Below are 22,032 nucleotides of genomic sequence, written 5' to 3'. Positions count from 1 at the left end.
TGCGGACCCGAGCACCCGCGCAAGTCAGAGCAGTCCAGAGAAGCGCTTCCTCCCGGGCGTGAACGCCCGGGGTTCCGCGCTAGATCATGCTGAACATGCCCTTCGCTGTCCACCGGTTCGGGAGCGAGGAACAGAAGCGGGAGTGGCTGCCGCGGATGGCGGCGGGGGAGGCCATCGGCTGCTTCGGTCTGACCGAGCCCGACCACGGCTCGGACCCGTCGTCCCTGCGGACCCGGGCCCGCCGCGACAGCGGCGACTGGATCCTCGACTGCCGCAAGATGTGGATCACCAACGGTTCGGTGGCCGAGGTCGCGGTCGTATGGGCGCGCACCGACGACGGCATCCGCGGCTTTGTCGTCCCCACCGCGACGCTCTGCTTCTCCGCCCGAGATCAAGCACAAGATGTCGCTGCGGGCGAGCGTCACGAGCGAACTCGTCCTGGACGGCGTACGGCTGCCCGCGAGCGCCTTGCTGCCCGGGGCGCGTGGCGTGTCCGCGCCGCTGACCTGTCTGAACGAGGCGCGCTACGGGATCGTGTGGGGCGTCACGGGCGCGTCACGCTCGGCCTGGCAGGCGGCCGCTCAATACGCGGCTCAGCGCGAGGAGTTCGGAAAGCCGCCCGCCGCCTTCCAGCTCACACAGCAGAAACTCGTCGACATGGCCCTGGAACCGCACAAGGCCACCCCCACGGCCCTGCACCTGGCGCGCCTCAAGGACGGGCCGGGAATCCAGCCTGCGCAGATCAGCTTCGGCAAGCTCAACAATGTGCGCGAGGCCATCGAGATCTGCCGCACCGCCCGCACAATTCTCGGCGCCAACGGCATCTCGCTGGAGGACCCGGTGATCCGGCACATGAACCATCTGGAGTCCGTCCTCACCTACGAAGGCACCACCGAAATACACACACTCGCGCTCGGCCAGGCCCTGACGGGGCACGCGGCCTTCCGCTGACGGCGCATGTAAGCGAAGGCCAGCGCGGCGTGGTGGAGGCCGTCGCCGCGCTGCCGGCAGCCCCGGACGACCGTGTAGTTCTTCATCCGCCAGGCACTTTCTTTAAGCCTGCTCTCGCAGGTGCTGTCCGGCACCGTCCACTCGGAACGGGAGCCGGCCAGGGCATGCCCCGGGCCAGTCTTGCCGCACGGCGGTTTCGGCTACCGCTCTGGCTGATTGCGGCGGTTGCGTATCAAGCCTCTATGAGCAGAAGGACTCATGACGCCGGGCGCGGTGCGAGGGAGGATCAGGCCATGAGGATGATCAGGACAACGAGGGCCCGGTTCGGGATGCTGCCGATGGCGGTGCTCGCCATCGTGGTGTCCGGGTGCGGGACGCACCGGCCAGGCGCCGCGGGGACGGACGCGTCCTCGCGGACCTCGGCAGCGACGCCGAGCACGCCGCTGGACTTCCCGTGCCCCGGCGAGAGCCCCACGCCCGCGCCATCGACGAGAGCAGACAGCTCAGGCCCGACCACGCCGCCGCCCGACCACTACGCCGAGAACCATGGCTTCATGGTGCCCTTTCCGCTGCACGGCCAGCAGCGCTGCGATGGGCTCGTGGCTGTCCGGCGTGTCGAGGGCGCGCTCGAACCGCTGCGTGAGCGCGGTGATTTCGACCCGGGGAGCACCCGCAGCGCGCTGACCGGCCTTGGCTTCTCTGCCGGGAAGGTGCAGTCGTACCAGAACGGTCCCACCGGGGTCGGCTTCCTCATCGACGCGTCCCCGCTGTGTGTGGAGGGCACGATGAATCGCGACTCCACGCAGGCCGATGCCTTCGGCGGCTATCCCGACCACCCCGGCTGCGATCGTCCCACCGGCGGTCACTGACCGCAGCCCTCCCAGGCTGACAGCCATGGCCCGGACGCTGCCGGTCGGCTCCCACCAAGAGGAGCCGGGCTCGTAGCAGGCGCAGGGGTCGGACAGGTTGGCTGCAGCGGGGGGCCGTACGTCATGCCGGACGGCGTTATCGCCGGCTCACCCGCCTGTCACATCAGCACTCAGGCCCAGCGGTGCCCCGGCCGCGGCTCGTGCAGGCCGTGTCCGGGGCCGGTGTCTTGGGGTGTGGGCAGGCGTCCGGTGCGTTCCTGCTGATGGCGGGCCACCAGCGCATCCGCCGCTTTGCCAAGGATGGCGGCGCCTGGCCGACGCGCACCGGCCAATGGCCGGCGGGGCCGGGCCCGCCCGGTGGCGCCACCGGCCGGCCCTCTGAGCGGGAGAGCCGTCCAGGGTGCGCCCGCCCTGCCCCGTGTGCTTCCGGAATCGGTCGTCCGTGTGCGGAGGGCCGGTGACCTTTTCGGCAATTTGGGACTAGTAGTTAAAAGTGACGTTATCTCCAGACTTGACTGATTCCAGTTCGGCTTTACGGTGGGATGAGAATTTGCATCCGTCTCCCAAAGGCCGTCATGGAACGCACAGTCGCTCGAGAATCCCGCAGGTGGGGAGCAGCCGCCGAGGCGGCCGACGTTGCCCCCGGCCTGCCCGTGTCCTCCGCTGGGATGTGTGTGGAGTCGTTCGTGGGTGGGCCGTGGTCTCTGCCGTGGTCGCTGGCCGCGTGTGGCGTGGCGCGGAGAGCGATCAGTGACGTACTGCCCCGGTGGGGACTTGGGGAGCTCGTGCCGACCGCTGAGCTGCTGGTGAGTGAGTTGGTGGGCAACGCGCTGCGGCATGGCGCCGGCCCGCTGTGCCTGACGCTGGAGTGGGTGTCGGACGTGCGCTGTCTGGTCGGTGACGGTTCTTCGCAGCTTCCTCGCCTGACGGAAGCCAGCCTGGAGGACGAGGGGGGCCGAGGACTGGCGCTCGTGGACATGCTGTCCGCCCGGTGGGGCTATGAGCGGGGGCCGGTGGGCAAGAACGTGTGGTTCGAGCTGTCCGCCGACGCGGACTCCTCTGGCCTGGAGCAAATGAACCCGCCGGGGATGGGGCAGGGCGGCCTGGAGGAGCTGGACATCCATGGCGTGGAGGCTCTGGAGGGTGACGGGAGGAGTGACGCGGCATGACGCCCTCGACGACCGGCCCGGAGCCCATGGCACAGGCGGTGACACGGTTGCGTGGGGCCGGCCTACGGGTGACGGCCCAGCGCATGGCCGTGCTGGTGGCGGTGTCCGAGTCGCAGGGCCATCTCGATGCCGACACTGTGCGCGAGCGGGCTCAGAAGGTGACGGGGCGCCTGTCCTTGCAGGCGACCTACAACGTCCTGCACGCGCTCACGGATGCCGGTCTGGTGCGGTGTACGCAGATTGCCGGTCATCCGGCCCGCTACGAGACCGAGCGTCACGACAATCACCACCATTTCGTCTGCCGCCGTTGCGGCGACATCCGTGATGTCGTGTGCAGCGTGGGTGCGGCTCCGTGCATGGAGCCGCAGCTGCCGGAGGGGTATCTCACCCAGGAGGCCGCCGTGACCTTCTGGGGTTTGTGCCCCGGCTGCCAGGCGGCGGCTCAGGCGTCCTGACAGTGCGCGGCATTGCCCGCACCCCGGTTGTCGCATCGGACGGTCCAGCGCCCCCGCCGCGACGTGGCGGCATCGCACAGCAGGGTGCTGGGTGAAGGTGCGGTTGCCCGCAGCGAGCTCCCGCCGGCTTACGCGATCTTTCGGACACGCCCGCAGGGACTCGCGGGTGGGGTGGGCATGGTTCTTGGGCGGTGCCGTCCGGTTATGTGCGGGTGGGGGTGTGGCGCGGGGAGGTGTGGGCTCGTGCCGAGGGCAGTGGCTGTTCTGCCCAGATGGTTTTGCCTTGGGGCGTGTAGCGGGTGCCCCATCGTTGGGCGACTTGGGCGACGAGGAAGAGTCCGCGTCCGCCTTCGTCGGTGCTGAGGGGGCGGCGTAGGTGCGGTGAGGTGTTGCTGCTGTCGGACACCTCGCAGATGAGGGTGCGTTCTCGGATCAGGCGGAGGCTGATGGGCTGGGAGGCGTGCCTGATCGCGTTGGTGACGAGTTCGCTGACGATGAGTTCGGTGGTGAATGCGGCGTCCTCGAGGTTCCAGGCGGCCAGTTGCCGGTTGGCCATCTGCCGGATGGTGTGGACGGCCGAGGGGACGGCGGGTACGTCCCAGGTGGCGACGTCGTCGGCGCGGAGAGCGCGGGGGCGGGCGACGAGGAAGGCGACGTCGTCGCGTGGGTGCTCGGGCAGCAGCATCCGGACCATGGTGTTGCAGATTTCGTCGAGTGGGCGGTCGGGGTGGGCCAGCGCGAAGCAGAGCCGTTCGAAGCCGACGTCCACGTCGCGGTCGGAGGCTTCGATGAGGCCGTCGGTGTAGAAGGCGATCACGCTTCCTTCCTCGACATCGATCTCGGCGCATTCGAAGGGCAGGCCGCCCAGTCCGAGCGGTGGCCCGGCGGGTATGTCGGGGAATTCCACTGGTTCACGCAGGTGCGCTATGGCGGGGCTGGGATGTCCGGCCCGTGCCACGGCAAGTTTGCGTGAGATGGGGTCGTAGACGGCATAGACGCAGGTCCCGCCGATCACCTGGCCGCCGTCGACGGCATCGGCTTCGTCTGCGAGTCGGATCACCAGATCGTCGAGGCGGGCCAGGAGTTCGTCGGGGGGCAGGTCGAGGTCGGCGAGTGTCTGTACGGCGGTGCGCAGCCGGCCCATGGTGGCCGCGGCGTGGATACCGTGTCCGACCACGTCCCCGACGACCAGGGCGACCCGCGCACCGGACAGCGGGATGACGTCGAACCAGTCACCGCCGACCCCGGCTTCGGTGTCGGCGGGAAGGTAGCGGTAGGCCGCCTCGACCGCGCTCTGCTCGGGCAGGCCGTGGGGGAGCAGGCTGTGCTGGAGGGCGAGTGCGGTGTTGTGCTCGCGGGTGAAACGTCTGGCGTTCTCGATGCAGACGGCCGCGCGGGCTGCCAGTTCTTCGACGAGGAGCTGGTCGTCGTCGTCGAAGGGCTCCGGGGACTTCCAGCGCAGCAACGTGGCCACGCCCATGGTCATGCCTCGGGCCTGGAGGGGGACGACCAAGTGGGAATGCACGCCCAGAACGCGCAGTTTTGCCGTGCGCAGCGGGTCGTGGGCCAGCCACGTCGTTGACTCGTCGACGACCGGGTCGCGGATCGAGCGACCGGTGTCCAGGCACCTGCTCTGCGGGGAGGTGGGCGGATAGCGGGTGGGGTCACCGGCCGAGACCACGACCTCGGGCTGATCTTCCTGGATCGAGAGATGCGCTGCGCGGCGCAGGACTGTCGCGCCGTCCACCGCGACGGGCGCGAGTTCGCGGGCCGCCAAGACCGTTTCCAGCAGGTCGACCGCGACGAAGTCGGCGACCTGGGGCACCACGATCTCGGCCAGCTCGCGCACGGTCCGGTCCAGGTCCAGGGTGGTGCCGATGCGGCTGCTGGCCTCGTTCACCAGGGCGAGTCGCCGGCGAGCCCGGTCTTGGTCGGTGACGTCCACCGCGGTGTGGCACACGCCCAGGACGCGGCTGGTGCGGTCCTGCAAACGGAAGGAGGCGCAGAGCCTGACGCGCTCGCGGTCCACTCGGTGGAGTTCGCCCGGTTCAGGTACGGCATGCTGGAACGTCACCAGTGTCTGCCCGCTGTCCAGTGCCTGCCTGGCCTGCCACTCGAGGGTGGATTCGGCTTCACCGGGCACGGCCTGCCCGACTCTGCGGCCGATGCGCAGCTGGACGGGCACGCCGTCCATGCGTTCCAGCACGCGGTTGACCAGCTGGTACCGCAGCTCGGTGTCCACCACGGCTATGCCTATGGGTGACTGCTCGAGCAGGCCGTGCAGCATTGCCTGGTCCAGTTCCCACCTGCGCAGCGAGCTCACTTCGGTGACCACGGCAAGCCAGCTTCGGCGCCCACCACCGTCCTGGAGCGGGCAGGTGCGCAGTGCCAGTTCCACACGGTGGCCGGCGCGATGCCTGGCGGCGACCAAGCCTTCCCAGCCGTTGCCGCTACGGCACGGCTCGGACACGGCGGACGCGAGGTCTGCTCCGCCGGTCAGCAGCGGGGCGGCAGACTGCCCCAGAACCTCGCGCGCCCGGTAGCCGAGCAGCGCCTGCGCGCCCTTGCTCCATCGCTCGATCAGACCGTGCGCGTCGATGCCGATCACTGCCGCACGGGTGATGTCGAACGGCTCAGCGAGGTATTCGTACGCCGTGCCCTCTGTCGCCATGGTGCGGATCCCCTCGAGGGGCCTAATTCATAGGACTACAGTCTCACGCCGGTGCACGGCCTTGCGCGGGCACCGCGCCTCCCACGAGGCGCTGCTGCGTCGGCTGCCCTGGGCGCCGGCCCCGTCTGCGAGACCGCGCACTGAGCGTCCTGGCCGCCCCACGGCTGCTGTACATCACCCGGCGACGCACAGCGCAGCGGATCCTGCAGGGCGACTACTAGGTACGGGCCCGTAGTGCGAGACGGGCCAGCCGTGCACGTGCCGCTGGCCCGGGGGAGCGCGGCGGGGAGTGCTGGGCGCGCTGCCTCGTGCACCGGGGCGGTCGCTTCCCACTGGGGCTCCTCTCCCTCCGGCCGGACCTTCCACGGTGCAGCGGAGGTGCTCGCCGCCCGCGGTGCCGAGGCAGGGGCGCTCCGCGGTCCACGCGCCTCGCGCTCGTCCGGTACGTACTGGTCGGGCCGCGGGTGGGCTCACTAGAATTCCCGTGACGGCGCCAAGGCTGACCAGGCGGTTTCCTGGTGCCGACAGCCCGGAACAGGGAAGGCTGCGATCATGCGTGAGCTGGCGGACATGGCACGGCAGTTGGTAGCTCAGGGCCGTACGGCTGTGCTGGCCCGGCCGATCACCGAGAAGGGCTTCGGGCCCCGGCACCCCGCCGACGCGATCCTCATCGACGCGGACGGGAACTGCCACGGCACCTTGTACCGTGGTGTGTTCGACAACCACCTGGCCGCAGAGGCCGCAGCACTCCAGCCCGGGCACACCGCGCGCGTGTGCGAAGTGGCCGTACACGACGACGAGGTCAAGGAAGCGCGGCTGACCTGCGGCGGACAGGCCGAGATCCTGCTCCAGCCGCTGCGCACCGTCCCCGCCCATTGGTGGGCCCTGTTGGGCGAGGGCGCCGACGCCGCGCTGATCACCCGGCTCGACGAGGACCAGACCCAGGCCGTCAGCGATGTCGTCACTGCGGTACGCCAGGGCGATGATCCGGCGGCCTTCGCTCAGGCCGCCGAGCAGGCCCGGCACCTGCTCGCCCGCCACCGCGCCGGACGCGAGACCTGCTACACCGACGCCGGCCTCGTCCTGATCGAGACCTGCCCGGCCGTGCCTCACCTGGTCATCGTCGGCGGCGGTGAACTCGCCGAACTCCTCATCACCCAGGCGCAGGTGCTGGGTTGGCAGGCCACGGTCGCCTACGCCGCACGGGATGCCCGCAAGCTGCTGGCCGACCGTTCCGCCGCTGCCTGCTTGATCGTGCTCAGCCACGAGCCGGACCTCGACATCCCCTCCCTGCACACCGCGTTGACCACCGGCATCCCCTACGTCGGCGCGCTGGGCTCACGACGTACCCAGGCCCGCCGCGCCGCAGCCCTGGTGAAGGCGGGGCTCGACGAGGAGCAACTGCGGCGCATTCACGGCCCGATCGGCCTCGACCTCGGCGCCCGCACCCCGGCGGAGACGGCCCTGGCCATCTGCGCAGAGATCCTCGCCGCGCTCGACCAACGCCAGGCCGTCACGCCCCGCGAAGGTGCCGGGCCGATCAACGCCTGACGGAAGCTGTGGCGGGGAGAAGCATGGTCTCGCACCGGCGGCCACGGGTCCGGGTTCCTGCACGGCGCTGCCCTCGCCGACGCGCTCGTCGGCGTACCCCCCAACTGGCGGCCCGGGGAATCGGTACCGCTGATCCTGCTGACCGTGTGAGGAGCGGCCGGCCAAGCCCGCGAGGGCGCCGAGGCCGGCTGACCCGCGGCTGATCAGTACACGTCGCGGACGTACCGTTTGTCGGCGGCGAGCTGCTTGACGTATGCGGCAGCCTGGGCCTCGCCGAGGCCGCCGTGGGTGGTGGCGATGTCCCACAGGGCCTGGTCGACGTCCTTGGCCATGCGGGAGGCGTCGCCGCACACGTAGAAGTGCGCCCCGTCCTGGAGCCAGGACCACAGCTGGGGGCCGTGCTCACGCATCCGGTCCTGGACGTAGATCTTGGCGCGTTGGTCGCGGGAGAAGGCGGTGTCCAGGCGGGTGAGGGTGCCCTCGGCGAGAAAAGCGGACAGCTCGTCCTCGTAGTAGAAGTCGGTGGCCCGGTGCTGTTCGCCGAAGAATAGCCAGTTGAGCGCGCGGTGACCGAGGGTGCGGCGCTCCTGGAGGAAGCCGATGAAGGGGGCGATCCCGGTGCCGGGGCCCACCATCACCATGGGGGTGGCGGGGTCGGCCGGCGGCCGGAATTTCGGGGAGGGCTGGACGAAGACCGGCACGGGTGTGCCGGGGTCGGCGTCGGCGAGGAAGGGCGAGCAGACGCCCTGGCGCGGTCGTCCGGCAGGGTTCTCGTACCGGACGACGGAAACCGTCAGCGAGACGAGGTGGGGGTCGGTGAGCGGGCTGGACGATATGGAGTACAGGCGGGGCTGGAGCGGTTTCAGCACCTCGGCCCACTCCTGGGCGGCGGCGCGGACGGGGTGTTCGGCGATGACGTCGACGGCCTGGCGGCCCCAGGACCACTTGGCGAGTTCGTCCTTGTTGTCGGGGCGCAGCAGTTTCTTCAGTACGCGGTCGTGGGTGCGTTCGGCGACGAAGCGCAGCAGGTCGGGGGTGATACGGGTGATGTCCAGATGCCGGTGCAGGGCCTCGTGGAGGGGGACCTCGCCGGTGCCGTTCAGGTCCAAGGCGGCCGCCGGGTCGAGGCCGGTGGTGGCCAGCCATTCGGCGACGAGGTCCGGGGAGTTGACGGGGCGTACGCCGAGGGCGTCCCCGGCCTGGTAAGCGAGTGGGGTTTCGCTGTCGCGAGTGTCGAAGGTGAAGCGGCGGACTTCCTTGCCCGCGCCGGGCAGGCTGAGCAGCTGGTTGCCGGTGAGGCGGGCGGTGACGGGGGCCGGCTTCTTCGACCGGGTCGCTGGGACGGAGACAGGCTCGGGCGGCGAAGCTGTTTCCGCGTCGTTGGTCAGGGCGGTGAGGACCTCGTCGAGCCAGGCGGTGGCGGAGGGCTCGTAGTCGGGTTCGCAGTCCGTACGCGGGGCGAGGCGCACCGCGCCCAGTTCGTCGAGGCGCTGGTCGAGGCGGCGGCCGTGGCCGCAGAAGTCGTCGTAGGAGGAGTCACCGAAGGCGAGGACCGCGTACCGCAGGCCGTCCAGGCGGGGCGTGTCGGGTGCGGCCAGGGCGTCCCAGAAGCCGGAGCCGTTGTCGGGGGCGTCGCCGTCGCCGAAGGTGCTGGTGATCAGCAGGACGTCGGTGCCGGTGGGCAGTTCTCCGGGGTGGGCGTCGTCCATGCCGATGAGGGTGGCCTTGTGCCCGGTGGTGGTGAGGCGGTCGGCGGCAGCCGCCGCGAACTCCTCGGCGTTGCCGGTCTGCGAGGCCCACAGAACGATGACCTCCCGGACGGGGGCGCAAGGTGTCGCGGGTGCCGCAGGCGTTCCCGGGACGGCCCGGGAGTACATGCCGGCCAGCACGCCGTTCACCCACAGCGCGTGCTCGGGGCTGAACGGTGCGCCGGGCGGCAGCACCGGCACGCCAGGGGCGCCTGATTCGATGCCGGCGAGGAAGCCGATCAGGTACTGGCGCTCGTGCTCGGCCAGTACGGGCGGTGGGGCGAGCTCAAGCCCGAATGCGCCCGCGGGACCTGCGGTGAGGGCGGCTGGTGCGGTCGTCCCCTCAGGAGTCGGAGCCACCGTGGCGCTGGGACGGGTGTCGGCCGCGGCGGGTGGCGGAGCCGCCACAGACACCGGAGCCGCTACCTTCATCAGCGACACCGCGCAGACTTTGAACTCCGGCTGGAAGGAGAGCGGGTCGACGGCGTCACTGGTGACGGCGTTGACGCTCAGGTATTCGCCGAACAGGTCGTTCCAGTGGAAGGGCGCGAAGCAGCTGCCGGGCCGTACCCGGTCGCTCACCACGGCGGGCAGCACCGCCCGTCCGCGCCGCGAGGCGACTTCCACCGAGTCGCCGTCGGCGATGCCGAGCGCGGCGGCGTCGTTCGGATGGAGTTCCACGAAGGGCCCGGGGTTGAGCTTGTTGAGTTTGGCGACCTTGCCCGTCTTGGTGAGGGTGTGCCACTGGTGCTGCAGCCGTCCGGTGTTCAGGACGTACGGGTAGTCGTGGTCGGGCATCTCGGCGGCCGGGATCTGCGGACGGGCGTAGAAGACCGCCCGGCCGCTCGCCGTGGGGAAGACCGGCCCGCCGCCGTCCTCGTCCATGTAGCGGATCGGATTGCGGTCGGGGCCGTCCTCGCTCGCCGCCGGCCACTGCACAGGGGTGGACCGCAGCCGTTCGTAGGTCACGCCCCGCAGGTCGTAGCCGGTCTTCGGGTTCCAGGCGCGCTTGATCTCCTCGAAGACCTCTTCCGCGTTGTCGTACGAGAAACCCTCCTCGTATCCCATCTCGCGGGCGACAGCGGCGATGATCCGCCAGTCCGCCATCGCCTCCCCCGGCGGTTCCACCGCGGGCTGCGCGAGGGTGAGGTTGCGCTCGCTGTTGATGAGGACGCCCTCGGTCTCGGTCCACAGCGCTCCGGGCAGCACGACATCCGCGTACGCGTTCGTCTCCGTCTCGGCGAAGACGTCCTGGGCGACGATGAACTCGGCCCTCTCCAGGCCCTCGATGACGGTCTTGCGGTTGGCCACGGAGGCGACGGGGTTGGTGCAGATGATCCAGCACGCCTTGATGTCCCCGTCGGCCATCTTCTGGAACATCTCGATGGTGCCCTGGCCGACCCCGTCCTTACGGACCGTGCCCGGAGGCAGTTCCCACAGCTCCTCGACGAAGGCGCGCTCCTCGTCCACCAGCACCGACCGCTGGCCCGGCAGACCCGGACCCATGTAACCCATCTCCCGGCCGCCCATGGCGTTGGGCTGGCCGGTCAGCGAGAACGGACCGCTGCCGGGACGGCAGATCGCGCCCGTCGCCAGATGCAGGTTGACCAGGGCGTTGGTGTTCCAGGTGCCGTGCGTGGACTGGTTGAGGCCCATGGTCCAGCAGCTCATCCACTCCCCGGCCTCGCCGATGAGCCGGGCCGCCTCACGGATGTCGTCCTCCGGGATGCCGGTGATCTCGGCGACGGTGGCGGGCGGGTAGTCGGCCAGGAATTCCGGCATCGCCTCCCAGCCCTCGGTGTGCGCGGCGATGAACTCGGGGTCGGTGTACCCGTTCTCGTACAGAAGGTGCAGCAGGCCGTTGAGCAGTGCCAGGTCCGTCCCGGGCCGGATCGGCAGGAACAGGTCCGCCTTGTCGGCGGTCGCGCTGCGGCGCGGGTCGACGACGATCAGTTTGGCGCCGCCCGACTTGACCCGGTCCATCATCCGGAGAAAGAGGATGGGGTGGCAGTCGGCCATGTTGGAGCCGATGACGAAGAAGACGTCCGCCCGCTCGAAGTCCTGGTACGAGCCGGGCGGGCCGTCCGCGCCGAGCGACAGTTTGTAACCGGTGCCCGCGCTGGCCATGCACAGCCTGGAGTTCGACTCGATCTGGTTGGTGCGCACGAAGCCCTTGGCCAGCTTGTTCGCCAGATACTGGGCCTCCAGGCTCATCTGCCCGGAGACGTAGAAGGCGAAGGCGTCGGGCCCGTGCTCGTCGATCACCGCTCGCAGCTGGCGCGCCGTCTCGGTGATCGTAGCGTCCACCGGGGCGGGCTCGGCCTCCGCCCCACGTTCGGTGCGCATCAGAGCGGTGGTCAGCCGCCCGGGGGCGGCCAGCATGTCAGCTGTGGTCGCACCCTTGGTGCACAGGCGGCCGAAGTTGGCGGGGTGCGCTTTGTCGCCGGACGCCTTGAGGACCGTACGCCGCCCGTCGGGGCCCATCCCGATGTCGAGCACCATCCCGCAGCCCACACCGCAGTACGAGCAGACCGTCCGCACCTGCGTGGTGGTTCTGGTCACGAGCGGCCCCTCCCGGTGATCGAATCCTTCTTCCGCCGACGCTACGAAGCGCCCATTGCGCGGTTGTCACGTCTCCTGATCACCTGGGGTTACGCGCTCCACACAGCCGTGTTCCAGGGCATGTGAGGAGCAGCCTCGGGGCTACGGCGGCGGCACCCGAGCATGCGGATGGGGGGGCTGTACCGCGATGGCTCGTGCCGCTGACGGGCGCGACTCTCACCGGCATCCCGGTTCAGCGGGCGTCGGCCTGCTCCATGAGCAGCCTTGCCACCTCGGTGACGGTTCCGGGGCAGCCGCAAGGGCGCGGACCATGCGGCCAGGCCATGGGCGTCGATGACCTTCTACTGGCGGGAGATATAGGTCCCGGAAGAACCATCCGCTTCACCACCACCGATGGGGTCGGCGACTGGCTCGTCCGTCCCGGCCCGATGGTTTCGGGCTTGTCGGGACCCGCGGGCCGGACACAGCCGAAGCGTTCGTCCAGGGAGCCGCGGCCGACCTGCTCCTGCTCGTCTACGGCCGCCTGCACCACGACCCCCACGTCTTGACGGACAAGGGAGACGAGGCACCTGCTGGAGCACTGGTCCTTCAACTCAGAGCTCTGAACGCCGGTTGTTCCACTGCTCGCTGCGGGGGCTCGGGCCACCGAGTTCGCCCGGCACCCGCGCGCGAACCGCCGGTCTCCGGCGCCAGACGCGCCTGGAGTTGATCGACGATGCCCGCCGCCATCCACGCCAACTCCTGGGCAAAGATGCGGTCTTCTCGGCCGAGGAGCCTCTCCTGCTGTAACGCGACGGGCTCTGGCTGCATCGGCGGTACCCAGGCCGCCGTCGTAACCCGCCGCGGTCGAGGGCGGCCGTCGTGGGGCCCCGGCCCCAGGCACGGCGCGCCTCCCGTCGCTGTGGTCATTCGGCTGCGGCGAGCAACCGTTCTTCGCCTTCCTCGTAGAGCCGTCGGTTCTCATAGCTCTCGGCGGCGCGGCGTCGGCGGTCCAGACGGCTGCCCAACCAGCCCGCCAGGTAGCCGAACGGTATGGAGACCAGGCCGGTGGACTGCATGGGGAACAGGTCGAAGTGGGCGTTCGGGAAGACGGCGGACGGCGTGCCCGAAACGGCTTGGGAGAAGACCATCAGCACCAGCGCGCAGGCTGCGCCGCCGTAGAGGGTCGCGAGCAGGCCGGTGCGCGTGAAACCTCGCCAGAACAGCGAGTAGGTCAACGCGGGGGCCACGGCCGACGCCCCGATGCAGATCGCCAGCGTGGTCAGTACACCGACGTCCCAGTTCTGGACCACGGTGGAAAGCATGATGGCAACGGTTCCCACGGCCACGCTCGTCCATGCCGCCACCGTCATCTCCGTACGCGGCGCCGCCTGTCCCCGCCGCACCGCATGGGCGAACAGGTCATGGGCGAGCGACGAGGCCGCGGCCAGGGTCATCCCGGCGACCGAGGACAGCAGGGTGATGAACACCGTGCCCGCCACGGCCGCATAGAGAATTGTCGCGCCTGCGGAGGCGCCGTCGCCGCCCAGCGCTCGGGACAGCATGAGCACCGCCGTCCTGCCGTGCGGGTCGGCCGCGGTGATGTACTGAGATCCCACCAGTGCCGCCGCGCCCGTACCCATGACGATCACGAGCAGGCAGAACGTGGTGACCGTGCCGACCGCCCACGACATGGAGCGGCGCACGGCGGGCACGTCCCGCGCGGAGTACAGGCGCATCGTGATGTGCGGCAGGCAGGCCACGCCGAGGACCACGGTGATCTGGAGACTGACGAAGTCGAGCCGCTGACCGGTAGAGGTGCCCAGTTGCAGGCCCTGCTGGAGGAAAGCGGGGCCCGTGCCGCTGCCGCGCTCGGCGGCCCGGAGCAGATCGCCGGGGCTCCAGTCGAAGCGGTTCAGGACCAGAGCGGCGACGGCGACGCTGGTGCCCAGCAGGAGCACGATCTTGATCGTCTGGATGAGCGCGGTGCCCCTCATGCCGCCGATGGCCGCGTAAATGATCATCAGGCTGCCGACGAGGACGATGCACACCGTCCTGGCGCCCGCCAGGTGAGGGATGCCCAGGATGAAGGTGAGCAGCGACCCGGCCCCGGAGAGCTGGACGACCAGGAAGGGAAGAGTCGCCGAAAGCGTCACCACGCAGGAGGCGATACGGACGGCCCGCCCGGGCATGTTGCGGGCCAGGACGTCGCCCATGGTGAACCTGCCGGCGTTGCGCAGAGGTTCGGCCAGCAGGAACATCAGCAGCACCAGCGACATGGCCGTGCTGACTGCAAGGACGTAGCCGTCGTATCCCGCGAGCGCGATGATGCCGGTGGTGCTCAGCACTGTGGCCGCGGAGATGTAGTCGCCCGCGATCGCCAAACCGTTCCTGAGCGGCGTGAGCGAGAGATAGCCGGTATAGAAGTTCGTCAGGTCGTCGCGATCCGGTCCCGCCATCACGCACATCAGCAGGGTGAAAGTGGCCAGGGCGGTGAACAGAGTCAGGACGGTGGCCTGCGTCCCGGAGCTGAAGCCGTTCATCTCGCCACCCCGGCGTCCCGAGCAGGCAGGGCCGCTCGCTCCCTGACAACCCGTGCCAACGGGTCCACGGAGCGTTGTGCACTGCGTCCGTACCAGAGGACCGCCGCGAAGGTAACCACGAGCTGGAGGACCCCCAGGGCCATGCCCAGGCTCAGTTCCCCGGCGATCTTGGACCCCATCAGGTCCGGCGCATAGCAGGACAGCAACACGTACACCACGAAGGAGCCGAGTGCGGTGAGCGTGGAGACCCGGCGGAGCAGGCGGTAGGCCGAGCGGAGGGCGGCGAGGTCGGCACTGCGTCGGCCGGTCTCGTGCCCGTACGGCTCGTGGCGAGGGGCGTGCCCGTACGAGTCGTGGCGAGGGGCTTGCCCGTACGAGTCGTGCCGAGGGGCTTGCCCGTACGAGTCGTGGCGAGGGGCGTGCCCGTACGAGTCGTGCCGAGGGGCCTGCCCATAGGGCTCGGTCTTCGGCTGCGTCCATCCCGTCGGTGGTGGTGGATACCGGTTGTCGTCGGCGTAGGTCATCGCGTGGCCTTCCAGTGCGGCTCGGATCCGAGGAGGTGGGCGGGGCGAATGGGGGTGGCGGCGCACGATACCGACTGGTTGGAATGCCTGATAAGCCTGCTGGGCGTTACGTTTTGGGCTCGATGCCGCACCGGGCTGACGGCCGGGTGCCGACGGTTACCGACGGGTTGGTGGCCTGCGGGACGCCCTGCGAACTCTGTACGCACCCCATGGCGGCGCCGACATGAAACCGGTCGGATTCCGGCCGCCCTGGTCTTCGCCGCGGTGTTCACCTCCCGTGTCGGCAGCCTCGACGACTTTTGGTGCGCTGCGCGGCGGATCGACTGGGGGAGACGAAAGCGGATCCAGCCTTCCCGTTCATCCATCGCCGGGAGACTGTCCGTCTCCCGCGCAAGGCCAAAGCCGACTCGCAGAAGCACGGCGAACAGCCGCCGCGGATCTGGCAGTGGACCGTGCTGCGCACGCCGCCCGCACTGAGGAAGTAGGACGCCTTCCTCGCCCTCCGGCTGCGGTCGGGCCCGGGAGGCCCCGCCATGCCGGCCGGAGCCGGTGATTCGGTCCCCGACGGCTTCGAAACCCGAACGGGCGGATGGGGTGTGGTGAACATCACGTCCACTGACGTACCTACTGGTCGGTATGGTCGCTGGGAGCCGCGAACGACAGGAGGCGCAATGTCTGCGACCAACCGCCAGATACGTCTGGCAGCCCGCCCCGTGGGCCAGGTGAAGCCCGATGACTGGGAGCACTTTTCGGGGCCCGTGGAGGATCCGGGCCCGGGCCGGTTCGCGGGCCGGACGCGGGTCATCTCGCTGGACCCGGCCATGCGGGGCTGGCTGGACGACCGCCCCTCCTACCTGCCGCCGGTGGGCATCGGTGAGGTGATGCGCGCTGGATCGGTCATCGAGGTCACCGCATCCAACCACCCCGGCTTCCAGCCGGGTGATCACGTCGTCGGCACGTTCGGCGTCCAGGAGTACGTGGTCTCCGACGGCAGGGGCGCCTTGAAGATCGACACCTCCCTCGTCCCGCCCTCGACGTATCTCGGGGCGTTGGGCATGCCCGGCATGACCGCCTACTTCGGCCTGCTGGACGTCGGGGCGCTCAAGGACGGCGAGACCGTCGTGGTGTCGGGGGCGGCCGGCGCGGTCGGCACCATGGCGGGTCAGATCGCGAAGGCCAAGGGCTGCCGGGTCGTGGGCATCGCCGGCGGGCCCGAGAAGTGCGCGTTGCTCACCGACGAGCTGGGATTCGACGCGGCGATCGACTACCGCGCCGACGACGTCAGGAAGGCGCTGCGCGAACACGCCCCCGACGGCATCGACGTCTACTTCGACAACGTTGGAGGAGACATCCTCGACGCCGCACTGACCCGGCTGGCGATGCACGCGCGCGTCGTGGTCTGCGGTGCGATCAGTCAGTACAACAACGCCACGCCGGTGAAGGGCCCCTCGAATTACCTCACGCTGCTGGTGCGTCGCGCCCGCATGGAGGGCTTCGTGGTTTTCGACTACGCCAAGCGCTACGCGGAGGCCGCGCAGGACATCTCCGCCTGGATCGGCGCCGGCCGCATCACGGTCAAGGAGCATGTGGTGAGAGGGACCGTGGACGACTTCCCCGAGACGTTGCAGATGCTTTTCCGCGGCGAGAACGTCGGCAAGCTCGTGCTGGAGCTCGCATGACCGCGGCGGAGAGCGGGGCCGCCGCCCCGCGGGAAGAACAGTCGGACGGCACCGCGCTCCAGGGCAAGGTGGCGATCGTCACCGGCGGTGCCAGCGGACTGGGCCGGGCCACGGCGCTGGCGCTGGGGAAGGCGGGGGCCCAAGTGGTCGTTGCGGACCTCGATGTCCAGGGCGGCAGGGAGGTGGCCGAGATGGTCGGCGGCCACTTCTGTGCCTGTGATGTCTCGAACCCCGACGCCAACCGCGCCCTGGTCGACTTCACCCAGGAGCAGTGCGGCGGTGTCGACATCGCGTTGCTCAACGCGGGAGTGGCGACCGGATGCGGTGTCGGTGAGGACTTCGACCTCGTCCGCTACCGCCGGGCGATGGGGGCCAACCTCGACGGGGTGGTCTTCGGCACCCACGCGGTGCTGCCGGCGCTGCGGGCCCGCGGAGGAGGGTCGATCGTGGCGACCGCGTCCCTGGCGGGCCTGGCGGCGGTACCGCTCGATCCCCTGTATGCGGCCAACAAGCATGCGGTCGTCGGGCTCGCACGCTCCCTGGGGCCGGCTCTCGCGCCGGAGAACGTGCGCTTCAACGCGGTCTGCCCGGGGTTCGCCGAGTCGCGGATCATCGACCCGCTCCGCGACATGCTCTCCGAGCAGGGACTGCCGGTCATCCCGGCTCAGGCCGTCGCGGACACGGTGCTGCGGATTGTCACCGGCGACGGTACCGGGGAGTGCTGGTTCATCCAGGCCGGCCGTGAACCGGAGCCGTTCCGCTTCCGCAACGTCCCCGGCCCGGGCAAGCTCGTCGGCACCTGAGAACGCTCGCGGCAGTTCGCGAGGGTCGCGGGGTGCCTGTGCCACTGCCGGGGGGAGCGGGGAGTCGACGAGCGGAGTCGTGCTGGCCGGGTACGGGGTGATCGTGCTGACCACGGTCATCGGAGGGGCGCCGCGGGGAACTCGGCGACTGCGCGGACGAGGCGGAAGCGCGGTGCGGGAGAGCGGCCGGCGGCGGACTTTGAGAGCCGAAGAGCGGCGCGAGCTCGCGGATCGTCATACTGGTGGATCAGTAAGTTACGACCATCAGGATCCGGTCGTGGAACGGCAGGCCCCGGGCTGTCCGCGGCGGATCGGATCAGCGCTCTCGCGCCGCAGCGCTCACCGGTTTCCGGAACTGACGTGGGCTCAACTCGGTGAGCAGGCCTATTCAGGAAGGTTCCGAGCTCAGAGCACACCAGCCACGCCGGGATCATCGCACCCGCCAGTCATTGCGGGACGAGCCTTGGAGATCCCTATTGGTGCGGGTCACGGGCGATGGTGACGGTTGCGTGCAGCCGCGTTATGCCGGAGGCGTGAGGTATCCACCCTCCGCCCCGGCATGGACAAGCGCCTCGAACTCCCCCTGTTCGCCACCGTGCCTGGCCCGCTGCTGCGTACGTACGGACGTACCGAGTGCGGACTGACATGCCGACTTGCTGATCGTTCGTCCGGCGGCGACTCGCCCGGGTGATCTTTGCGCCGATTACATCCCATACCAGCTGTTTGCGGCTATGACGATCAAGGCCCCATTTCGCGGCCTTGTCCCTGACCCGCCTGCACCGGGAGAGCGCGATGCCCATCCCCGCAATCGATCACCAGACGAAGACCTACAACCTGCAGCACGCCTACTGGATGTGCCGGGCTTCCGAGCTCGCCTACAAGGACGAGGCCACCATCGAGGCCCAGGCCGAGCACTGGGGCTTCGATCGGGTCCATCACCACCACACGGCATTCACGCCGCCCTTCCCCCTCCAGGACACGCAGGCGTACACAATGGCGAGCGACAACATGATCGTCCTCGCCTTCCGGGGGACCGAGCCGCTGAACATCAAGGACTGGCTCTCGGACATCACCACGCCCCCGTGGCCCGGCCCGGGGGCGAAGGGGTTCGTCCACTACGGCTTCGGCGAGGCCCTGAACTCTGTCTTTCCACAGGTCAAGAAAGTGCTGGAGGCGTCGCGGACCAACGGCCAGACGGTCTGGATCACTGGGCACAGCCTCGGGGGCGCTCTCGCCATGCTCGCCGGCGCGCGACTGCACTTCGAGGAGCCGAATCTGCTGGCCGACGGCATCATCACCTTCGGTCAGCCCCGCGTGTGCGACCGGGTGCTTGCCGCCGCCTGTGACAAGGCGTTCGCCAAGCGCACACACCGCTTCGTGAACAACAACGACATCGTGCCCCACCTGCCACCCGAGCCCGCCTACACCCACACCCAACTGCTGCGGTACATCGACTCCACCGGCAAGCTGCGCGAATCCATGCCTCTGCTGACTGGGCTGACCGACCGGGCCGCGGGCCTGACGGCCGACCTCCTCGCCCCGGGAAGCGACGGCATCAGGGACCACTTCATCTTCAACTACATCGACGTCATGGAGAAGAGCCTGGCCCGGAGTTGAGCTTGTCGGCGGCTGGAGCAGACTGCTGTGATCGGCGACGGGCACTCGGATGTTCCCGTCGTTCTACCGACCGAGGCGATCGAACTGGATGCCTTCCGTCACACCTCCACCAGGCCAAACGACTCCTTCTGGTGAGGGCTGCTCCTGGGCGGCTGTGGCGCCCAGCTCGCACACAAGCTGTACGTCGATCTTCTCTGAACTAAGCCGGCCATCCGCAGTTGAACGTGGTGGCCTGCTGATTCAACGGTGAACGCCGCCAGGTTCGGCGGGCGCTGCGGAGCAGGATACGGGCCTGGTAGTGGTCGGGGTTGCGGTAGCCGCGGCCGGTGCGCTTGATGTGCTTGATCGAGGTGTTCGCGGCCTCGGTGCGGGCGTTGGTGGCCCGGGTTTCGGTGAAGGTCTCGATCTCGTCCCACCAGGTGTTGACGGTCTCCCACAGTCGCCAGGTCTCGTGCATGTCCACGGCGAGGACGGTGACGCCGAGGTGTCCGCGGGTGTGGTCGGCGGCCTCGAGGTCGGCACATGCGAGCAGCTGCCGCAGGCGTTCCTTGACACCCCAGGCCGCACCGATCTCCCCGGTGGGGTCGTCGCGGGAGAACACGTGATCGAGCCGCCGCGGGGCGCGTGCAGACAGCCGGTCGCCGGCGCGCAGGAGCAGCATCCGGTGAGCCCAGGCCAGGTCGCCTTTGCGGCCCCGGTGGCCCAGCTGCTCACGAGCCACGCGTTGCCGCACCTTCGTCACGGTCAGGTTGGCAAGCCGGACCAGCCCGAGCCGGTCGTTGGTCACACAGCCGTTTACACATTCCGATATAGGCATATGATGGCGCCATGGCACGAGCGGCGACGACCTCGGACGCGTTCAATGCGATCGCCGAGCCGCAGCGGCGAGAGATCCTGGTGCTGCTGCGGGGCGGCGAGCGGCCCGTGACCGAACTGGCGCGGGACCTGGGGATGAGCCAGCCGCAGGCGTCCAAGCACCTGCGGGTGCTCCGCGAGGTCGGGCTGGTGCGGGTCCGCGGGGCGGGCAAGCAGCGCCTGTACGGCCTGGACGCCCGCGGGCTGCGGCCGGTCCACGAGTGGGCGGGCGGCTTCGAACGGTTCTGGAACGAGACCTTCGACCGGCTGGACGAGTACGTGCGAGATCTGAAACAGGCAAGGCAGGAGGAACCACCGGATGACGACGACCAGTAGCGGCGGCGAGCCCGAACACGCGACCGCGGACCGCGAGATCGTGATCTCCCGGGCCATCGGCGCCCCACGGGAGCTGGTGTTCGAGGCGTTCACGCAGGTCCGGCACCTGTCGCGGTGGTGGGGACCGGAGGGGTTCTCCACCACCACGCGGTCCTTCGAGTTCCGCGTCGGCGGGGCCTGGGACTTCGTGATGCACGGGCCGGACGGGACCGACTACCAGGAGTGGATCACCTGGCGGGAGATCGTCCCGCCGGAGCGGATCGCGCTGCTGCACGGCGAGTCCCGCGACGACCCCAACGCCTTCGAGTCGGTCCTGGCCTTCGAGCCGGCCGGCGACGAGACCCGGATCGTGATGCGCACGGTGTTCCCCAGCAAGGAACTCCGCGACGAGGCGGTGGAGAAGTACCACGCGATCGAGGGCGGCGAGCAGACCCTGCGCAACCTGGCGGCCTACGTCGCCGAACTCACTCGGAACGACACCGGCCGGAACGAGACCACACCGAAGGGAGCGGAGAGCTGATGGCCGGGAAGGTGTTCTTCAGCGTGACGATGTCGCTCGACGGTTTCATGGCACCCGAGGCCGTGCCGGCCGAGGACGCCTTCTCGCCCGAGAAGCAGGACGACCCGGGCGTCAGGCGCTGGAATTCGAAGTGGTCGGAACTGCAGGCGTGGTTGTTCCCGCAGCGGTGGCTCCGGGAGAACCTCAAGCTCGGCGAGGGCGGCGAGGAAGGACTCGACAACGACATCGCTCGGGCGACGTACGAGCGCACCGGCGCGAGCGTCATGGGCAAGCGCATGTTCGACCTCGGCGAGCAGGCATGGCCGGAGGAGGCCCCGTTCCACACCCCGGTCTTCGTCGTGACCCACGAGAAGCGTGACCCGTGGGAGCGGCCGGGCGGCACGACCTTCCACTTCGTCAACGACGGCATCGAGAGCGCGCTCGACCAGGCCCGCGAGGCCGCCGGCGACCGCGACGTCCGCATCGCCGGCGGCGCCGAGACGATCCAGGAGTACCTGGACACCGGCCTGGTCGACGAGTTCTCGATTACCCTCGCGCCCGTGCTGTTCGGCACCGGCATCCGCCTGTTCGACCGCGTGGACCCGGCCCGCCTCGCCCTCGACCAGACCCGCACGGACGCATCATCCCGGGTGACCCACCTGACCTACACCGTCGGGAAGCGGTAGCCGGCGCACCACGCCAGCCAGCGCCCCACCCCGCGGCCCAGGCCCAGAGGGCTCGGTGCTCGTCCTGGGTGAGGTTGCGGCGGCGGCCCTGCTGATCCCAGGCAGCCCGGGTGAACCGCGCGACCCGTGCGGCCGACGACTTCGGCTTGATGAACGTCTCGCCGAGGACGGTGAACTCCGTGCCCGGCTCAGCCTGCTGCAGGGCTTCCAGCCGCACTCGCGCATCGTGGAGCCGCTTAGTCACGAAGTCGACCAACGTCGGCAGGACCGTACACCGCAGTCGGCTCGATGCGGTCACCGACCGGATCGAGTAGCCGGTACGGCTCCCGTTGATCTCCGGTCTCGACCAACCGGCCGATCTCAGGCAGCACGAGAGTCGCCAAGTCCCGCTCAGCCTCGGCGCTACCCAGGGGTGCGCGCTCTCCGTTGACGTGGATGCCAGCGGGCGCCTGCCGCCGTGCTGGGACGTGATCACAAAGGCCCTGCCGAACGGCTATTAAACCAGTTGGTTGACAACTCTGCAGGCTCGGTCATA

At 69.6% G+C, this 22,032-nt stretch carries 16 protein-coding genes and 1 pseudogene; 11 read left to right on the top strand and 6 right to left on the bottom strand.

Translation table 11 applies throughout. From position 1 onward, the window contains the following. Nucleotides 1–101 precede the first annotated feature (101 nt). Nucleotides 102–951, top strand: a pseudogene (locus ACZ4RZ_RS39910) (acyl-CoA dehydrogenase family protein); the annotation flags it as partial. A 286-nt stretch (nt 952–1,237) separates the two neighbouring features. On the opposite strand, the gene ACZ4RZ_RS39905 reads toward ACZ4RZ_RS39910, so the two are convergent. Next, nucleotides 1,238–1,426 carry a hypothetical protein gene (locus tag ACZ4RZ_RS39905; protein ID WP_467752206.1) on the bottom strand — a complete coding sequence of 63 codons (189 nt, stop codon included), beginning with the start codon at nt 1,424–1,426 and terminating at the stop codon, nt 1,238–1,240. Nucleotides 1,427–1,505: 79 nt separating this feature from the next. Here ACZ4RZ_RS39905 and ACZ4RZ_RS39900 point away from each other — a divergent pair, with 79 nt between their 5' ends. The 3 genes from ACZ4RZ_RS39900 (at nt 1,506) to ACZ4RZ_RS39890 (ending at nt 3,444) form a co-directional block, all read left to right on the top strand. Next, complete coding sequence (locus ACZ4RZ_RS39900; protein ID WP_467752204.1) at nt 1,506–1,820, top strand: hypothetical protein; 315 nt, start codon at nt 1,506–1,508, stop codon at nt 1,818–1,820. Between the two features lie 542 nt (nt 1,821–2,362). After that, nucleotides 2,363–2,989: an ATP-binding protein gene (locus ACZ4RZ_RS39895; protein ID WP_467752203.1), complete on the top strand. Its 627-nt coding sequence runs from the start codon at nt 2,363–2,365 to the stop codon at nt 2,987–2,989. Continuing rightward, nucleotides 2,986–3,444: a Fur family transcriptional regulator gene (locus ACZ4RZ_RS39890; protein WP_467752201.1), complete on the top strand. Its 459-nt coding sequence runs from the start codon at nt 2,986–2,988 to the stop codon at nt 3,442–3,444. The genes ACZ4RZ_RS39895 and ACZ4RZ_RS39890 overlap by 4 nt, the downstream gene beginning before the upstream one ends. Nucleotides 3,445–3,646: 202 nt before the next feature. Here the strand turns inward: ACZ4RZ_RS39890 and ACZ4RZ_RS39885 are convergent, their stop codons facing one another. Then, a complete protein-coding gene (locus ACZ4RZ_RS39885) occupies nt 3,647–6,115 on the bottom strand; it encodes a SpoIIE family protein phosphatase (protein WP_467752200.1) in 2,469 nt (822 codons plus the stop codon). Nucleotides 6,116–6,667: 552 nt separating this feature from the next. Here ACZ4RZ_RS39885 and ACZ4RZ_RS39880 point away from each other — a divergent pair. Further along, entirely contained in the window at nt 6,668–7,666 is a 999-nt protein-coding gene (locus ACZ4RZ_RS39880) for an XdhC family protein (protein WP_467752199.1), read from the top strand. A gap of 203 nt (nt 7,667–7,869) precedes the next feature. Here ACZ4RZ_RS39880 and ACZ4RZ_RS39875 read toward each other — a convergent pair whose 3' ends face one another. The 3 genes from ACZ4RZ_RS39875 to ACZ4RZ_RS39865 form a co-directional block, all read right to left on the bottom strand. Further along, a complete protein-coding gene (locus ACZ4RZ_RS39875) occupies nt 7,870–11,916 on the bottom strand; it encodes a molybdopterin-dependent oxidoreductase (protein WP_467752229.1) in 4,047 nt (1,348 codons plus the stop codon). Between the two features lie 965 nt (nt 11,917–12,881). After that, the gene (locus tag ACZ4RZ_RS39870; RefSeq protein WP_467752197.1) at nt 12,882–14,498 is read right to left on the bottom strand and encodes a sodium/solute symporter; all 1,617 of its coding nucleotides are present in this window, start codon (nt 14,496–14,498) and stop codon (nt 12,882–12,884) included. Next, nucleotides 14,495–15,022, bottom strand: coding sequence for a DUF485 domain-containing protein (locus ACZ4RZ_RS39865; RefSeq protein WP_467752196.1), 528 nt, complete (start codon nt 15,020–15,022; stop codon nt 14,495–14,497). The genes ACZ4RZ_RS39870 and ACZ4RZ_RS39865 overlap by 4 nt, the downstream gene beginning before the upstream one ends. A gap of 671 nt (nt 15,023–15,693) precedes the next feature. Between ACZ4RZ_RS39865 and ACZ4RZ_RS39860 the strand changes: the two genes are divergently transcribed. The 3 genes from ACZ4RZ_RS39860 (at nt 15,694) to ACZ4RZ_RS39850 (ending at nt 19,121) form a co-directional block, all read left to right on the top strand. After that, nucleotides 15,694–16,701 (top strand): NADP-dependent oxidoreductase, encoded by a 1,008-nt coding sequence (locus ACZ4RZ_RS39860; protein WP_467752194.1) that lies wholly within the window; start codon nt 15,694–15,696, stop codon nt 16,699–16,701. Beyond that, the gene (locus ACZ4RZ_RS39855; RefSeq protein ID WP_467752192.1) at nt 16,698–17,504 is read left to right on the top strand and encodes an SDR family NAD(P)-dependent oxidoreductase; all 807 of its coding nucleotides are present in this window, start codon (nt 16,698–16,700) and stop codon (nt 17,502–17,504) included. The genes ACZ4RZ_RS39860 and ACZ4RZ_RS39855 overlap by 4 nt, the downstream gene beginning before the upstream one ends. A 792-nt stretch (nt 17,505–18,296) precedes the next feature. Next, a complete protein-coding gene (locus ACZ4RZ_RS39850) occupies nt 18,297–19,121 on the top strand; it encodes a lipase family protein (RefSeq protein ID WP_467752191.1) in 825 nt (274 codons plus the stop codon). A gap of 199 nt (nt 19,122–19,320) precedes the next feature. Here the strand turns inward: ACZ4RZ_RS39850 and ACZ4RZ_RS39845 are convergent, their stop codons facing one another. Further along, on the bottom strand, nt 19,321–19,908 hold the full coding sequence (locus ACZ4RZ_RS39845; RefSeq protein ID WP_467752190.1) for an ISL3 family transposase: 588 nt from the start codon (nt 19,906–19,908) through the stop codon (nt 19,321–19,323). A 41-nt stretch (nt 19,909–19,949) separates the two neighbouring features. On the opposite strand from ACZ4RZ_RS39845, the gene ACZ4RZ_RS39840 reads away from it, so the two are divergent. Genes ACZ4RZ_RS39840 through ACZ4RZ_RS39830 form a run of 3 tightly spaced genes read left to right on the top strand, consistent with a single transcriptional unit; the run spans nt 19,950 to nt 21,497 of the window. Continuing rightward, nucleotides 19,950–20,312, top strand: coding sequence for an ArsR/SmtB family transcription factor (locus tag ACZ4RZ_RS39840; RefSeq protein WP_467752188.1), 363 nt, complete (start codon nt 19,950–19,952; stop codon nt 20,310–20,312). Continuing rightward, nucleotides 20,296–20,832, top strand: coding sequence for an SRPBCC family protein (locus tag ACZ4RZ_RS39835; RefSeq protein WP_467752186.1), 537 nt, complete (start codon nt 20,296–20,298; stop codon nt 20,830–20,832). Before ACZ4RZ_RS39840 ends, ACZ4RZ_RS39835 begins: the two co-directional genes overlap by 17 nt. Beyond that, nucleotides 20,832–21,497 (top strand): dihydrofolate reductase family protein, encoded by a 666-nt coding sequence (locus tag ACZ4RZ_RS39830; RefSeq protein ID WP_467752184.1) that lies wholly within the window; start codon nt 20,832–20,834, stop codon nt 21,495–21,497. Before ACZ4RZ_RS39835 ends, ACZ4RZ_RS39830 begins: the two co-directional genes overlap by 1 nt. Nucleotides 21,498–22,032: the final 535 nt, after the last annotated feature.

The organism is Streptomyces sp. NPDC027189, assembly GCF_055566975.1.
The sequence above is the reverse complement of the archived record's forward strand: the minus strand, read 5'-3'. Positions and strand labels throughout refer to the sequence as shown.

What these genes read in the sequence shown, in the direction of transcription:
- ACZ4RZ_RS39870 (WP_467752197.1), bottom strand. Translation starts at nt 14,498, where the DNA reads ATGAACGGCTTCAGCTCCGGGACGCAGGCCACCGTCCTGACTCTGTTC.
- ACZ4RZ_RS39865 (WP_467752196.1), bottom strand. Translation starts at nt 15,022, where the DNA reads ATGACCTACGCCGACGACAACCGGTATCCACCACCACCGACGGGATGG.
- ACZ4RZ_RS39890 (WP_467752201.1), top strand. Translation starts at nt 2,986, where the DNA reads ATGACGCCCTCGACGACCGGCCCGGAGCCCATGGCACAGGCGGTGACA.
- ACZ4RZ_RS39885 (WP_467752200.1), bottom strand. Translation starts at nt 6,115, where the DNA reads ATGGCGACAGAGGGCACGGCGTACGAATACCTCGCTGAGCCGTTCGAC.
- ACZ4RZ_RS39840 (WP_467752188.1), top strand. Translation starts at nt 19,950, where the DNA reads ATGGCACGAGCGGCGACGACCTCGGACGCGTTCAATGCGATCGCCGAG.
- ACZ4RZ_RS39900 (WP_467752204.1), top strand. Translation starts at nt 1,506, where the DNA reads ATGGTGCCCTTTCCGCTGCACGGCCAGCAGCGCTGCGATGGGCTCGTG.
- ACZ4RZ_RS39860 (WP_467752194.1), top strand. Translation starts at nt 15,694, where the DNA reads ATGTCTGCGACCAACCGCCAGATACGTCTGGCAGCCCGCCCCGTGGGC.
- ACZ4RZ_RS39875 (WP_467752229.1), bottom strand. Translation starts at nt 11,916, where the DNA reads ATGGTGCTCGACATCGGGATGGGCCCCGACGGGCGGCGTACGGTCCTC.
- ACZ4RZ_RS39855 (WP_467752192.1), top strand. Translation starts at nt 16,698, where the DNA reads ATGACCGCGGCGGAGAGCGGGGCCGCCGCCCCGCGGGAAGAACAGTCG.
- ACZ4RZ_RS39835 (WP_467752186.1), top strand. Translation starts at nt 20,296, where the DNA reads ATGACGACGACCAGTAGCGGCGGCGAGCCCGAACACGCGACCGCGGAC.
- ACZ4RZ_RS39880 (WP_467752199.1), top strand. Translation starts at nt 6,668, where the DNA reads ATGCGTGAGCTGGCGGACATGGCACGGCAGTTGGTAGCTCAGGGCCGT.
- ACZ4RZ_RS39830 (WP_467752184.1), top strand. Translation starts at nt 20,832, where the DNA reads ATGGCCGGGAAGGTGTTCTTCAGCGTGACGATGTCGCTCGACGGTTTC.
- ACZ4RZ_RS39895 (WP_467752203.1), top strand. Translation starts at nt 2,363, where the DNA reads ATGAGAATTTGCATCCGTCTCCCAAAGGCCGTCATGGAACGCACAGTC.
- ACZ4RZ_RS39850 (WP_467752191.1), top strand. Translation starts at nt 18,297, where the DNA reads ATGCCCATCCCCGCAATCGATCACCAGACGAAGACCTACAACCTGCAG.